Annotated in this window: 12 protein-coding genes; all 12 read left to right on the top strand. The window is 56.0% G+C overall.

Annotated features, from left to right (window positions below):
* Positions 1-124: 124 nt before the first annotated feature.
* Entirely contained in the window at positions 125-1,435 is a 1,311-nt protein-coding gene (locus PSR63_RS18160) for an adenylosuccinate synthase (RefSeq protein WP_274327094.1), read from the top strand.
* A gap of 104 nt (positions 1,436-1,539) precedes the next feature.
* Positions 1,540-2,334: an isoprenyl transferase gene (locus PSR63_RS18155; RefSeq protein ID WP_274327093.1), complete on the top strand. Its 795-nt coding sequence runs from the start codon at positions 1,540-1,542 to the stop codon at positions 2,332-2,334.
* Entirely contained in the window at positions 2,316-3,233 is a 918-nt protein-coding gene (locus PSR63_RS18150; RefSeq protein WP_274327092.1) for a phosphatidate cytidylyltransferase, read from the top strand. The genes PSR63_RS18155 and PSR63_RS18150 overlap by 19 nt, the downstream gene beginning before the upstream one ends.
* A 184-nt stretch (positions 3,234-3,417) precedes the next feature.
* Positions 3,418-4,380, top strand: a complete 963-nt coding sequence (locus PSR63_RS18145) for a PhoH family protein (protein WP_274327091.1) — start codon at positions 3,418-3,420, stop codon at positions 4,378-4,380.
* A 3-nt stretch (positions 4,381-4,383) separates the two neighbouring features.
* A complete protein-coding gene (locus tag PSR63_RS18140; RefSeq protein ID WP_274327090.1) occupies positions 4,384-6,669 on the top strand; it encodes an HD family phosphohydrolase in 2,286 nt (761 codons plus the stop codon).
* A gap of 10 nt (positions 6,670-6,679) precedes the next feature.
* Positions 6,680-7,162 carry an rRNA maturation RNase YbeY gene (gene ybeY / locus PSR63_RS18135; RefSeq protein WP_274327089.1) on the top strand — a complete coding sequence of 161 codons (483 nt, stop codon included), beginning with the start codon at positions 6,680-6,682 and terminating at the stop codon, positions 7,160-7,162.
* A 3-nt stretch (positions 7,163-7,165) separates the two neighbouring features.
* Entirely contained in the window at positions 7,166-8,461 is a 1,296-nt protein-coding gene (locus PSR63_RS18130; RefSeq protein ID WP_274327087.1) for a hemolysin family protein, read from the top strand.
* A 54-nt stretch (positions 8,462-8,515) separates the two neighbouring features.
* On the top strand, positions 8,516-9,268 hold the full coding sequence (gene recO / locus PSR63_RS18125) for a DNA repair protein RecO (protein WP_274327086.1): 753 nt from the start codon (positions 8,516-8,518) through the stop codon (positions 9,266-9,268).
* Between the two features lie 38 nt (positions 9,269-9,306).
* The gene (locus PSR63_RS18120; protein ID WP_274327085.1) at positions 9,307-10,593 is read left to right on the top strand and encodes a tetratricopeptide repeat protein; all 1,287 of its coding nucleotides are present in this window, start codon (positions 9,307-9,309) and stop codon (positions 10,591-10,593) included.
* Between the two features lie 23 nt (positions 10,594-10,616).
* Entirely contained in the window at positions 10,617-11,168 is a 552-nt protein-coding gene (lptE, locus tag PSR63_RS18115; protein WP_274327084.1) for an LPS assembly lipoprotein LptE, read from the top strand.
* A 151-nt stretch (positions 11,169-11,319) separates the two neighbouring features.
* Positions 11,320-12,129, top strand: coding sequence for a dihydropteroate synthase (folP, locus tag PSR63_RS18110; RefSeq protein WP_274327083.1), 810 nt, complete (start codon positions 11,320-11,322; stop codon positions 12,127-12,129).
* A gap of 153 nt (positions 12,130-12,282) precedes the next feature.
* Positions 12,283-13,557, top strand: a complete 1,275-nt coding sequence (locus tag PSR63_RS18105; protein ID WP_274327082.1) for a glutamate-5-semialdehyde dehydrogenase — start codon at positions 12,283-12,285, stop codon at positions 13,555-13,557.
* The last annotated feature ends 33 nt before the right edge of the window (positions 13,558-13,590 follow it).

Genomic DNA, 13,590 nt, shown 5'->3' with positions numbered 1-13,590 from the left:
GAATGAAGCCGAATTCCCCCAGAATGGCGCCACACCGCACTTCCGCCTCGTTGACCAATTCCCCTGGTTCGCGCTACACTAAGTGGGTTCGTCAGGAATTGATTGCTATCACTGGAGAAGGTTTGTGGCTGGTTCGTGTGTTATTGGTTTGCAGTGGGGTGACGAGGCCAAAGGGAAACTCGTCGATCTTTTGACCCAGCAACACGATATCGTGGCCCGTTTTTTGGGCGGCGCTAACGCCGGCCATACCGTGGTCGACGGCGAAAACGTCTATAAGCTGCACCATATTCCCAGTGGTATCCTCCGCAGTGAAGTGCTGAACGTGATCACCGCCGGTGTGGTCATCAACCCACCCATCCTGCTAGGCGAGATGGACGGCCTGACCGACCGCGGCGTGCCGATCGACAATTTGCGCCTCAGCGATCGCTCGCACATCATCTTCCCTTGGCACATTGCCGAAGATCGCGCGATGAACCAGGGGACCGCCGACGGTGAGAACATCGGTACCACGCTTCGCGGCATTGGCCCCTGCTACCGCGACAAGGTCGGCCGCAGCTACGCAATCCGCCTTGGCGACATGATGCGACCTAATTTCAAAGACAAGGTCTTCATGATCTGCGAAAAGAAGAATCGCACGATCGCCAGCATGTACGAAGATGGCCAGTTCGAGCCGCTCGATGCTGCCAAGATCTACGAAGAATTCGCCGGCTACGCCGAACGTATGCGTCCTTTCGTGTGCGATTCGACCGACATTCTGCTCAACGCCGTCGACGATCAGAAGACGATCCTGTTCGAGGGTGCTCAGGGCGCACTGTTGGACGTCGACCATGGCACCTATCCGTTTGTGACCAGCAGCAACAGCTCTGGCGTGGGTGCTTCGGCCGGTGCCGGCGTGCCAGCCAAGCATATCGACCAGGTCATCGGCGTTGCCAAAGCCTACAGCACGCGCGTGGGTGGTGGTCCATTCCCGACCGAACTGCACGACGAAATCGGCGAGAAGATTCGTAAGCGTGGCAATGAGTTCGGCACGACCACCGGTCGTCCACGTCGAACCGGCTGGTTCGATGCGGTTGCCGTTCGCTATACGGCTCGCATCAGTGGCATCGACGTCTTGTCGCTCATGATGCTGGATGTTCTGGCGACCTTCGACGAGCTGAAGATCTGCGTGGCGTACGAACTCGATGGCGAGCAAATTACGCGATTCCCGTCGCATGTCGACGACATTCGCAACGTCAAGCCAGTCTACGAAACGCTTCCTGGCTGGAAGGAAGAAATCACCGGGGCTCGTTCGCTGGACGATCTTCCCGAAAACGCGTTGGCCTATATCCGCCGCGTCGAAGAATTGGTCGGGTTCCCGGTCGGTGTCGTCTCGGTCGGCCCGGATCGAAAGCAAACGATCTTCACGTCCGACTTGTTAAAACTGGCGACGACGTAAGTTTTATCCGCAAATCCCGCGTTGAAATGCATCCGAGGGACGCGTCATAATAGGGAATCGTTCAGCGTCCCCTTGTTTCGACCCCCTTGGCCCAATTTAGCGACGTGTCAAAAACGGCTACGACAGCGCGACATCCGATCGAAGACATTCCCCGCGAGCGCTATCCCAAGCACATCGCCGTGATCATGGATGGCAATGGTCGGTGGGCTCAGCGACAAGGGCTGCCCCGTATCGAGGGACACCGGCGTGGCGTTCATTCCGTTCGTGCGACCGTCGAAGAGTGTGCCCGGCTGAAGATCGATCAGCTTACGCTCTACTGCCTTTCCAGCGAGAACTGGAAGCGTCCTCAGCACGAGCTCGACTTTCTGATGCACTTGCTCGAGCAGTACATGATCGAAGAACGCGCGACGATCATGAAGCAGAACGTCCGCGTGAAGATCATCGGTCGCCGGGACGGCATCCCCGACCAGGTCCAACGCGAGATGGACAAAACCATTGAGCTGAGCGCCGCCAACACCGGCACCACGCTGTGCCTGGCAATCAACTATGGTGGTCGTGCTGAAATGGTCGATGCGGTGCAGTGCATCGCCGAAGGAGTCAAACAGGGACGGCTGAAAGCGGAAGACATCACGGAAGAAACGATTGCTGAGCACCTCTACACGAGCGGCATGCCGGATCCCGACCTGATGATTCGCACGGCCGGTGAAATGCGGATTAGCAACTTCTTGCTCTGGCAGATCAGCTATTCCGAGTTGTGGGTCACGGATCTTTGCTGGCCGGAGTTTCGCGAAGAGACACTGCGAGACGCCATCGAAAGCTTTGCCTCGCGTGATCGCCGCTTTGGCGGCCTTACCAACCAAGGGCCTTCAGGAGTTGACGCGTGCTCAAGTGGCGATTGATTGGAGCGATTGCCATAATTGTGCCCCTCTGCGGACTTTGTTGGCTCGACTACAACTTTAACTTTGGCCGCCCCGGTATCTGGCTTCTGCCGTTGGTTCTCTTGCTGGGCGTAATGGCAGCGGAAGAAGTTCTCGACCTGTTGCGGGCCAAACAGCTGCGTCCCATTGGCTGGTCGTGTCACATGGGAACGTTCATCGTCATTGCCGCGGCGAGCTTGCCCATCTGGTGGCCGTCGAGTCAGGTCCCTTCGCAAACCGATCAAGCCGAAGCGACGCTGTACGCGCTGGCTTTTGGCGTGGTGCTTTCGATCCTGGGAGAAATGCGCCGCTACGAAAAGCCTGGGCAGTCGATGATCCATTTGGGGCTGACCATCTTTTCGATCTTCTACGTGGGTGGCCTGTTGAGCTTTGTCGTGCGACTGCGTTTGGTTCAGCAAGGGACCGAAGACGGCAACGCGTACGGCATGTTGGCACTTCTGTCGATGATCGTGGTCGTGAAGATATCCGATATCGGTGCCTACTTTATTGGTTCGAACTTCGGACGCACGAAACTTGTCCCCAGGCTATCTCCCGGCAAGACGCTGGAAGGAACCCTCGGCGGACTGGCGACCTCGTGCCTCGGAAGCTACCTGGTGTTCGAGTGGATCGGTCCGTGGATGCTCGGTGGCGAGGTGGCCTCGATCCCCTTCGGTTGGCTGATCTTCGCCCTGCTTGTTTCGCCAGCGGGAATGCTGGGAGACCTGGCGGAATCGATGTTTAAGCGCGACATGGAAACCAAAGACTCAAGCAAGTGGCTCATTGGCCTGGGCGGCGTATTGGACGTGCTCGACTCAATGCTTCTGGGGGCCCCCATGGCTCTGTTGTGCTGGGAAGTCGGTATTGTCGGCCCTGGCCGTTAACTTAAGCAAAATACGCAAGTTCTACACGACGCATTTCGATTCCCTACAAATATCTAACCTCAAACTGAATAACGAGTTACAATCTGCCAGGGCATAATAACGATTCCCATGCCCGAAACATTGTCTATATTTTGACATAGGAATTCTTCCTTCCCAGGATAAGGCAATAGGTATTGCCCAATCGATGTACGAAGCGACGATCAAATTTTTGGACCATGCATCGGTCCTCCAACTTTTCGGCAGCCGCGATCAACACCTCAGGCGAATCCGCGATTCGTTGAACGTAACGATCACCCATCGTGACGAGCGAGTTAGCATTTCGGGAGAAGAGCGCAATGTCGTCAAAGCGATGAAGGTTGTCGAAGACCTGCGGCATCGCCTGGAGCGCAATGGCGCCCTTTTCTCCGAAGACCTCGACGAGGCGCTGGCCGACGCTAGTGGCGAGTCGATCCCTCGCAAGACGATCCCCATTTCGACCTTCCAGAAAGGTGGCGCGGTCAAACCTCGCACGCCTGGGCAGGTCGCCTATGTTGAAGCGATTCGTACGCATAACATGGTCTTCGCGCTGGGGCCTGCCGGTACAGGTAAAACCTATCTGGCCGTCGCCATGGCCGTGGAAGCCTTGTTAGAGAACCGAATCGGGAAGATCGTGCTGGTACGACCTGCGGTCGAAGCAGGCGAACAGCTTGGGTTTCTTCCTGGTACGTTGTATGAGAAGATCAACCCTTACTTGCGTCCGATGTTGGATTCGCTCACCGAAATGATGGAGCCGAATCTCATCAACCAGTACATGGCAACCGATGTGATTGAAGTTGTCCCACTCGCGTTCATGCGGGGGCGGACGTTGAAGAATGCCTTCATCATTTTGGACGAAGCACAAAATACGACCACCGCGCAAATGAAGATGTTTCTGACCCGTATGGGCAAGGATTCACGGATGGTCATCAGTGGCGATACGACACAAAATGACTTGCCGCCTCGCGTGCGAAGTGGTTTAACGGATGCACTATATCGCCTCCGCAATATCGATGGTATTGCTCGCGTCGAGTTAAGCAACGCAGATATCCAGCGTCACCCGCTGGTTCAAAAGATTGTGGATGCCTACGAAACGGACTCGCAAAGCGAGCCCGCCGGCGAAGGCAACTAAAACATGGCGCAGCCAGGTAAGACCAAAAAACGTGCGAAACATGTCGCGTCTCTAGAGCTTCCTCCCGGAACCTTCAGACGTTTCATCTCCGAGCTGTCGCATCCCGACAAGCTGCTTTACTTGGCCTGCGCTTTGTTCGCGGCCATTGCTTTGTGGCTGGTAACCGGCGCGTGGAATCCACCGATGCAATATCGGCCAGGCTACGTTCCCCCTTCCGAGATTCATCCGCGTGTTCAATTCTCGGTCCTCGATCCGTTGGCAACCGCTAAAGCGGAACGCGACGCTGAGAACGAGGCGAAGTCGGTCTATCAGAACGATCCAGCTCGACTTGATCAGCTGCGTGCTCGCCTGCAATCGATCATCGTTCAGCTCACCACGGCCAAGCAGTTCGATGTGGAAGTCGAACGACTCTGGAACGAATTCTTTCCGATTGCGGATGACGACGTTACTCCGCTGAGCCCGATGGAGCGAGAAGAGCAGTTTCAAAAGCTCAAAGCGTTGTTCGCTCGTGAGAACATGCTCAACGCGTTCGAGCAGAACATTGCCACGGCCCTCAAACCGTTTGCTTCCCGCGGTATCATGTCGCCCGAGCAGCTTGACGAGAAACAAGGTCAAGCTGCCAGCATTATCGTCGTGACGCCTGGGCCTAACGGGAATAAGCAAATCATTTCGCAGAACGATGTCTTGAAGGCGCAAGTCTTCGAGAACATCCGCACGAGCCTGAGAATTGAACTAGAAAAGCTGGCCAAAGGGGAAGATATCAACTTCCTGGTTGAAGCGGTCGACTACTGGGTCGATAAGAACCTGCCTGGCACACTCTTTATCGATAAAGCGGCCACCGCTCGCGAGCGCGAAGATGCCGTGGCGGCCGTTGAGCCGGTGATGCATATCTATTCCACAAAGGACGCCGTTGTCCTGCCTGGAAAGCCGCTGGATGCGACCGGAATCGAACTGCTGCATGCCGAGCATCGCGCTTACATCGATCAACGCAGCTTCTTTTCCAAAACGATTTATTCGCTGGCCATCCTGGGCATGTACTACGCCTTGGGAACGCTTTGTGCGATCTACCTTGTCTTCAAATGCCCCAGCATTCTAAAAGACCTGAACGAGTATCTGCTGTTCCTGATCCCCACCTGTGCCACGATTGCGCTGGGGTATTGGTTTGACGATCGCTGGCAGGCCGAGATCATACCAGCGATGATTCTGGCGATGACCGTTTCGATCGTCTATCGCCAGGAATTTGCTCTGTTGGTAACCGCGTGCGTCAGCCTCGCGATTGTGTTGACCAGCGGCACCAGTCTGGTTGCTTTCGTGACGATTGCCGCCACGTGTAGCGCCGCGACACTGTCAATGAACCGGATTCGAAGCCGTAACAAGTTGATCTTCGTCGGCCTCTGGGCAGGCGTTGTTGCTTTCTCTACGAAGTATGGCGTAAGCATTGTTTCGGGGCAGCCCGCGACGATGGCCCTGCTTCAAGCCGCTGCCTGGCAAGGTGTTTACGCCGTGGGGGCTGGCTTCCTAATGACAGGCCTCCTGCCGTTCGTCGAAAAGGCCTACGGGATCCTGACCGATATCAGCCTGCTGGAACTGGGCGATGCCGCTCATCCCCTGTTGCAGAAACTCGCCCAGCGAGCCCCTGGCACCTACAACCACTCCATCACCGTGGCTTCCATTGCCGAGTCCGCTGCTGATTCAATCGGAGCCAACGGCTTGCTGGTACGTGTCGGTGCCTATTTCCATGACATCGGCAAGATGATGAAGCCTGAGTACTTCATCGAAAACCAGAATGCCTCCGACAATCGCCATGAAGGCCTGAACCCGGCCATTAGTACCTTGGTGATCATCGCTCACGTTAAAGACGGCGCCGACCTTGCGCGTCAGAACCGGCTTCCGCGGGCCATTATCGACTTCATCGAACAACACCACGGAACGACCCTGGTCGAATACTTTTATCGCGTGGCCAGTGCCAAGGTCGAATCGAACCCGGACGAGCGCGAAGTGGATGAAACGATCTACCGCTATCCAGGACCGAAGCCGCAAACCAAAGAAGCGGCCGTCCTGATGATTTGCGACGCGGTCGAAAGTGCCTGCCGCACGCTCGTCGAACCGACAGCTTCCCGCATTGAAGCCCTGGTGGAAGAGCTTTCGATGAAACGACTCCTGGACGGGCAGTTCGACGAATGTGGCCTGACGCTCCGCGAACTGCGTCAAATTCAGTCCAGCGTTACCAAGAGCCTCACGGCCGTTTATCATGGACGAGTGAAGTACCCAAGTTCGCAGCCTGCATAAAGCGAGACCGATGTCCTCGGACTACGAAATAAACCTTTCCAATCGCCAAACAGAACATCCTGTTCCGCAGGATCTCTTTGAACAAGCCGTCCGGGAAGTCTTCTCCGGCGAAGGCTACCCCCGAGGTGAAGTCGGGATCGCTGTTGTCGACAACGCAGAGATTCACGACTGCAATGTCCGCTTTCTTCAGCATGATTACCCAACCGACGTCATCACTTTTCCGATGGATCAGACTGATGACTTTCTGTCAGGCGAAATCATGCTCAGTGCCGAGTACGCTGCGGACGAAGCTCGCGAACATGACTGGAAAGTGGCCGAAGAGATGACACTTTATGTCGTGCATGGCTGTTTGCACCTGGCCGGCTACGACGATCACGAGGATGCTGACCGAGAGGAAATGCGACGCTTAGAAAAGCATTACCTCAGCAAACTGGGTATTGCGTATGCGGGCCAGTCGTCTGCTGCCAGTTCCCCTAGTCAAGGAGCAACCTAGGTGATGGGACCAACGCTTTTTGTCTGGCTGGCTACTTCGAGTTGGCTGGTGTTGATTCTGTCATCCATCGCCGCCACCATTCTGCCGGACATGCTCTGGCATGATCTGGAAGAGTACTGCGAGAAACGGGACCGTCCGCATCTGTTCAGTACGATTCACGAACACCACGAAATCGCCGCGTTGGCTGCTCAGGCATTGCAGGTATTTAGCCTGGCGATCTTCCTGATCTCTAGCCAGGCCTGGCTTTTGGGCTTTCGCGAAGGCTCACTGTTGGACACGTTCACCTTCATCAGTGACGTCGCCGGCGTGACCCTGGTTTTGATGGTGACCATGGTTTGGATTCCCTGGGCCGTCGCCGAACACTTCGGACCTCCTTACATCTATTACACGTGGCCCCTCTGGTCGACCGTGAGCATTATCCTCTACCCGGTAACATACGGCGTCGATTTCCTCGGCGGTGTAATGAAGCGGGCAGCCGGAATTGTCGACGAGCCACCCGACGAAGAAGAAGAGTTTGAAGAAGAGATTCGAACGATCGTGACCGAGGCCATCCGCGAAGGTCACATCGAAGAAGACGCCCGAGAAATGATCGAAGGGGTCATGGATCTTGACGACACGGAAACGGTCAGCATCATGACGCCGCGGAGCGAAATCGATTCGCTGGCAGCAACAACGCCGTGGTGGGAGATCGTCGAGTTCATCTCGAAGACGGGTCGAACCCGCATTCCAATATGGGATGGCAGCCGCGACAACTTCGCCGGCCTGTTATACGTGAAGGACTTGTTGCCAGAACTGGCCCGCCCCGAATCGACCCGCAAATCGCTACTCGACCTGGCCCGACCGGTCATTCATGTTCCCCAAAGCATGACCGTCAGCGAACTGCTGAAGTACTTCCTGAGAAAGCGGACCCACTTGGCACTGGTCGTTGACGAGTATCACGCCGTGACCGGCCTGGTCACGATCGAGGACGTGCTAGAAGAAATCGTCGGTGAGATCGTCGACGAGCATGATATCGACGAAGCCGACAACGGAATCATCCAGATCTCGGACGAAGAAGCGGACGTGACAGGGAAGGCGCACGTCGAAGACATCAACGAGATCCTGGGCATGGAACTTCCCGAAGAAGACGACTACGATACGATCGGCGGCCTGGTCATCCACGAGATGAAGCGCATTCCCAAGCCAGGCGAACAGCTTCAAATTGGGGACGTTTCGATCCAGGTTGTCGCTTCCGATCGCCGCCGGATTCACCAGTTGCGGCTGATCCGCTCGAAACAGAACAAGGTTCAGCCAGCGTAGCTAGCTCGTTTTTTCGCTCAGCGTTCGAAGTTCCCATCGGAAATCTCTCATCTTATGTCGGCGGAAAAATCGCTAGCAATCGTCATTCGCACCGTCGACTTCAGCGAGACCTCTTGCATTGCAACGCTTTTTACCGAGGATTTCGGCAAAATCACCGCACTAGCCAAGGGGTGCAAGCGTCCCAAGAGCCCGTTTGAGTCTGCTCTTGACGTTTTGACCGTAAGTCGAATAGTCTTCCTCCACAAAAAAAGCGACAGCCTGGACTTGCTGACCGAGGCGAAGGTCGAAAGACGTTTTCGCGCGGGGCAGAAGAGTACCGAACATCTGTACGCCGGCTATTACCTGGCCGAGCTACTTGCGCAGTTGACGGACCACTCGGATCCCCACCCGGAATTGTTTCATTTGGCCGACGATATCCTTTCGCAGCTGAACCAGTTCGAGGCCGTTGCTCCTTTGGTGTTGCGGTTTGAAATGATGCTGCTCCGCCACCTCGGTCAGTTGCCTGAATTGACGCACTGTGTCGAAACAGGAGAACCGATTGCCGAGCGCGGACGTACTCCTTTTGGACTGCTCGCAGGTGGTGTACTGTCGAGAAGAGCCCGCAGCGGACATCGTCATGTCATTGATGTGGCCGTGGAAACGCTGCAGCTTCTATCGATATACGCCGCAGAAGACGAGCGATGGAAACGTACGGAAATTCCTTCGCGTCTGGCCATGGAGGTCCGGGCACTCGTCAACAGATACCTCAGCCACACCCTGGGCAAGACACCCAGATTGCGAGAATACCTGCAGATTCTCTCGATCTGAGTACGGGTTGGACAACGCATAGGGCAAGGAAGTCCTCGATGATGAAAACGACCACGATCGTCACCCTCGGCATTTTGTCGACTGCGTCTGCTATCGGCTGTACCAACTTCGGCCAGCGTGATCCGGTCCCACCGCCGACCGCCTTCAACCCGGCTGGCAGCGAGATCTCGCAAGTCAGCTATGAAGAAGAAGGCGTCCAACGCGGTCAGTCTCCTGACGCTGAGGACGCTTCCGGCAACTCGTGGTGGGATCCGACTGGCGTCGGTGCCAAAACCCTAGAGGTCACCGGCAACACAATCGAAAACAAGACGCGTGCCAAGCAGCTGTTTTCCCAGGCCGAACGTCTCTACGAACAAGGCATGGCTGCCGAAGGCAATGAGCGTAGCTCGAAGCTGAACGAGGCCGCGGGCCTCTTCAAGCGTGCCGGAGTTTATGCTCCCGATTCGACCATCGAAGAAGACGCGTTGATGTACTCGGGCGAGTGCTACTTCTTTCTCGACAACTACCCCGACGCAACCAAGCAGTACGACCAATTAGTGAAGAAGTATCCTAACTCGAAGCACCTGGATGCCGTTGGGGCACGACGCTTCAAGCTGGCTCGGTACTGGCTCGATCGCCACTCCAAAGAACGCTCGTGGGCCATTCAGCCAAACTTGACGGACGAACAATTGCCGCTCTTCGACCGGTTTGGCAACGCGATCAAGCTGTTCGATATGATTCGCTTGGATGATCCAACTGGCGATTTGGCTGACGATGCGACGCTGGCCGCCGCCAATGCTCATTTCCGGGAAGCCAACTTTGAATCGGCCGATCGCTTCTACACCGATCTGCGTGAAAACTTCCCGACCAGCGAACACCAATTCACCGCACACTACCTGGGCGTAGTGACCAAGTTGAAGGTCTACCAAGGCCCCGAGTACGATGGCAAGCCATTGGAAGAAGCAGAGAAACTGCTGATCCGCATCAAGCGTCAGTTCCCGGACAAGACGCAAGAGAACATGCAGGTCATCGAGAAGCTCGACTTCGACATTCGTGCTGCTCAAGCCGAGAGATTATGGCAAAAGGCCGCGTTCTACGATCGTCGCCGCGAGTACCAAGGTGCCTACCACTACTACGCACAAGTCGTCGACAAGTTCCCAAGTTCCAATATGGCCGACGCCGCCAAAGAACGGATTGCCGAGATCAAGGGACGCCCTGGTTCCCCGACACCTCCCGGCGAGTTCCTCTACAGCTGGCTGGAACGCAAGAAGGATTTGCCGGTGCCTTCGCAGACGCCGATCGAAAACATCGCCACACGCCCCGATGACGAAACGGATACGCGATAGGTTCCGGTAGACGATACGAATTCATGCGACATTGGCTCATACCAACTCGGTCCCTTTCGCTTGCCGCCATCCTGCTGGTGACGGCGGCTCTGGTCGGTTGCGTCCACTACCAGATCGGTAACCGAAGCCTGTATCGTCCGGACATTCGCACGGTACATGTCCCCATATTCACCTCGCTGACTTATCGTCGTGATCTGGGCGAACGCATCACCGAAGCGGTGATCAAAGAAATCGAAGCCACCACTCCGTACAAAGTGACCGATGCTCAATCGGCCGATAGCGTGCTGCGAGGCAGCCTGGTGAACGAGAACAAACTTGTTCAGGGGCAGAATACCCTCGATGATCCCCGCATCCTGCAAGAGAACTTTCAGATCCACTACGAATGGATCGACCAACGAGGCCAACTCATTCGGCAACCGGGCACGCTTACCCTTGCCCCCGTCTTGATGAGCGAGACAATCACCGCGACCGGAGTTCTCTACCCGGAACCTGGCCAATCGATGGTCACCGCACAACAAGATGCGATTGACCAGTTTGCCCGCGAAGTCGTTCGCCACATGCAGATTCCCTGGTAAAGCTGGGATACGTCATCTTCGGAACGTATGCTAAAATTTGGGGATGAGATCCACCCCCCATAGTACGACTTTAGCGCAGCGCTATCCTTACCGTGCCATGACATGGCAGTTGCGCACGCGCACGTTACGTTTCAACCGAACTCCCAAGCTGATGGGAATTCTGAATGTCACGCCTGACAGCTTTTCGGACGGGGGACAGTGGGTCGATAAACAGGCAGCCGTCGACCGAGCCCTGCAAATGGAAGCCGAAGGCGCGGATATCCTCGATATTGGCGGAGAAAGCACCCGTCCCTATTCCGATCCGGTTTCGGCCGAGGAAGAGATTCGACGCGTTATTCCTGTCATCGAGGCGTTAACCGGATCGCTGCACATTCCGATCTCCATCGATACCACCAAGGCAGCCGTTGCCAAAGCAGCGATTGCCGCCGGTGCGGAAATCATCAATGACGTCAGTGGCCTGGAAGCCGATCCCGAGATGGTTCCGCTGGCCGTCGAAACAGGCGTCGGTGTCTGTGCGATGCACATGCAAGGTAATCCACAGTCAATGCAGGACAATCCCCAGTACGACGATGTGGTCTTAGACATCTTCGATTACCTGCAGGATCGGTATCGCCAGCTGCGATACGCCGGGATCGAGCGAGGCAAGATCTGCCTCGACCCAGGCATCGGTTTCGGCAAGACGCATCAGCACAACTTAGATCTGATGGCCCAGTGCGACGAATTCCACGCGTTGAACTGCCCCATTCTGGTTGGCCATTCCCGAAAAGGTTTCCTGGCCAAAATCCTCGGCGATAAGGATATGGACCGCACCCTGGCAACTGTTGGCTCGACGCTCACGCTCGCACGTCTCGGGGTTCAAGTCATCCGCGTGCATGATGTGAAAGCCAACAAGGAAGCTTTGGATGCCTTCGTCGCCACCGGAGGCGTCGATGGTATCCCGCGAGAATTGCCAGAAGCCTAGTCGACTCCCCGAGCAAGGTTCTGCGCAAACCGTTTCACAGCCATTGGTTACCTCTTCACAGCGTCTCCCTCCGCACGAACCTTTCGCATTGACCCGATGTCCCATTCTGGGGATAATCCGAAATTGGACGAATTGTTTCTCAAGGTTTGAATAATGGCGATTGCTGACGATCTCGACTTAGCCACCTATTGCAAAGAAACGGCTGAAAAAGCCCAGGCCGCGTCGCGTATCCTGGGAACCGTATCGGGTCAGACGAAGAATGACTGGCTGCGTGCTTCCGCGGCTGCTCTGCGTAGCAGTTTCGAGAGCATTGCCGAGGCCAACGAAAAAGACATTGCGAACGCACCGCAGTACGGCCTGACCGACGCCCAGATCGATCGTCTCCGCCTGACCAAAGATCGGGTTGAAGGGATTGCCGCGGCCCTGGAAGAGATCGCCATGTTCCCCGATCCAATCGGGGCGACCATCGAGTCTTCCGTTCGCCCCAACGGTTTGGCGATTCAAAAGATTCGCGTACCTCTGGGAGTCGTCTTCTTCATCTACGAATCACGACCGAACGTCACCGCCGATGCCGCCGCCATTTGCGTGAAGAGCGGCAACGCCGTGATCCTGCGTGGTGGCAAGGAAGCGATGCATTCCTCGCAGGCCATCGTCAGCATCCTGCAACAGCAAGCGGCTGAGTTCGGCATTCCGGCCGACGCGTTGCAATTGGTTTCGACCACCGACCGCGCTGCGGTTGGCCATTTCCTGAAACTGAACGAATACATCGATGTTGCCATTCCCCGCGGAGGCGAAGGCCTTATTCGCCGCGTTAGCGAGGAAGCCACCATGCCAGTCATCAAGCACTTTGCCGGTAACTGTCATGTGTACATCGATCAAGCCGCCAACTTGGACATGGCCGTCCAGATCACGGTGAACAGCAAGTGTCATCGCTATGGTGTCTGCAACGCGGCGGAATCATTGGTTGTGCACAAGGCAGTCGCCGAGAAGTTCTTACCGCAAATCGCAGAAGCATTCTCGGCCGAAGGGGTTGAGATGCGGGGGGATTCGGTAACTTGCTCCATCGTACCGACCGCCAAAGAGGCGACCGAAGAAGACTTCGGTGCCGAGTACCTCGGCCCAGTCATTTCGGTGAAGGTCGTCGATAACATCGACGAAGCGATTGCCCACATCAACAAGTACAGCTCGAAACACACCGAATCAATCGTCACCGAGAACCTGGCTGCCAGCCGAAAGTTCTCGGCCCAGATCGACAGCTCGGCTGTGATGGTCAACGCGAGCACTCGCTTCAACGACGGCGGCGAATTCGGACTGGGAGCCGAGATCGGCATCAGCACTGATAAGTTCCACGCCCGTGGCCCTTGTGGGATCGAGGCGCTCACCAGCTACAAATACATCGTCATGGGAGAAGGTCACGTTCGGAAGTAATCGAACGTTGACTCCTTTTCGTGAATCAAGGGA

It is taken from the genome of Bremerella sp. P1, assembly GCF_028748185.1.
GTDB lineage: Bacteria > Planctomycetota > Planctomycetia > Pirellulales > Pirellulaceae > Bremerella.
Note: the sequence above shows the minus strand (reverse complement) of the source record. Positions and strands in the feature narration are given on the sequence as shown.

Excerpts from the sequence above, each read along its gene's own strand:
- ybeY (WP_274327089.1), top strand. The coding sequence starts at position 6,680 with ATGTCCTCGGACTACGAAATAAACCTTTCCAATCGCCAAACAGAACAT.
- PSR63_RS18145 (WP_274327091.1), top strand. The coding sequence starts at position 3,418 with ATGTACGAAGCGACGATCAAATTTTTGGACCATGCATCGGTCCTCCAA.
- PSR63_RS18120 (WP_274327085.1), top strand. The coding sequence starts at position 9,307 with ATGATGAAAACGACCACGATCGTCACCCTCGGCATTTTGTCGACTGCG.
- PSR63_RS18140 (WP_274327090.1), top strand. The coding sequence starts at position 4,384 with ATGGCGCAGCCAGGTAAGACCAAAAAACGTGCGAAACATGTCGCGTCT.
- recO (WP_274327086.1), top strand. The coding sequence starts at position 8,516 with ATGTCGGCGGAAAAATCGCTAGCAATCGTCATTCGCACCGTCGACTTC.
- PSR63_RS18105 (WP_274327082.1), top strand. The coding sequence starts at position 12,283 with ATGGCGATTGCTGACGATCTCGACTTAGCCACCTATTGCAAAGAAACG.
- lptE (WP_274327084.1), top strand. The coding sequence starts at position 10,617 with ATGCGACATTGGCTCATACCAACTCGGTCCCTTTCGCTTGCCGCCATC.
- folP (WP_274327083.1), top strand. The coding sequence starts at position 11,320 with ATGGGAATTCTGAATGTCACGCCTGACAGCTTTTCGGACGGGGGACAG.
- PSR63_RS18130 (WP_274327087.1), top strand. The coding sequence starts at position 7,166 with ATGGGACCAACGCTTTTTGTCTGGCTGGCTACTTCGAGTTGGCTGGTG.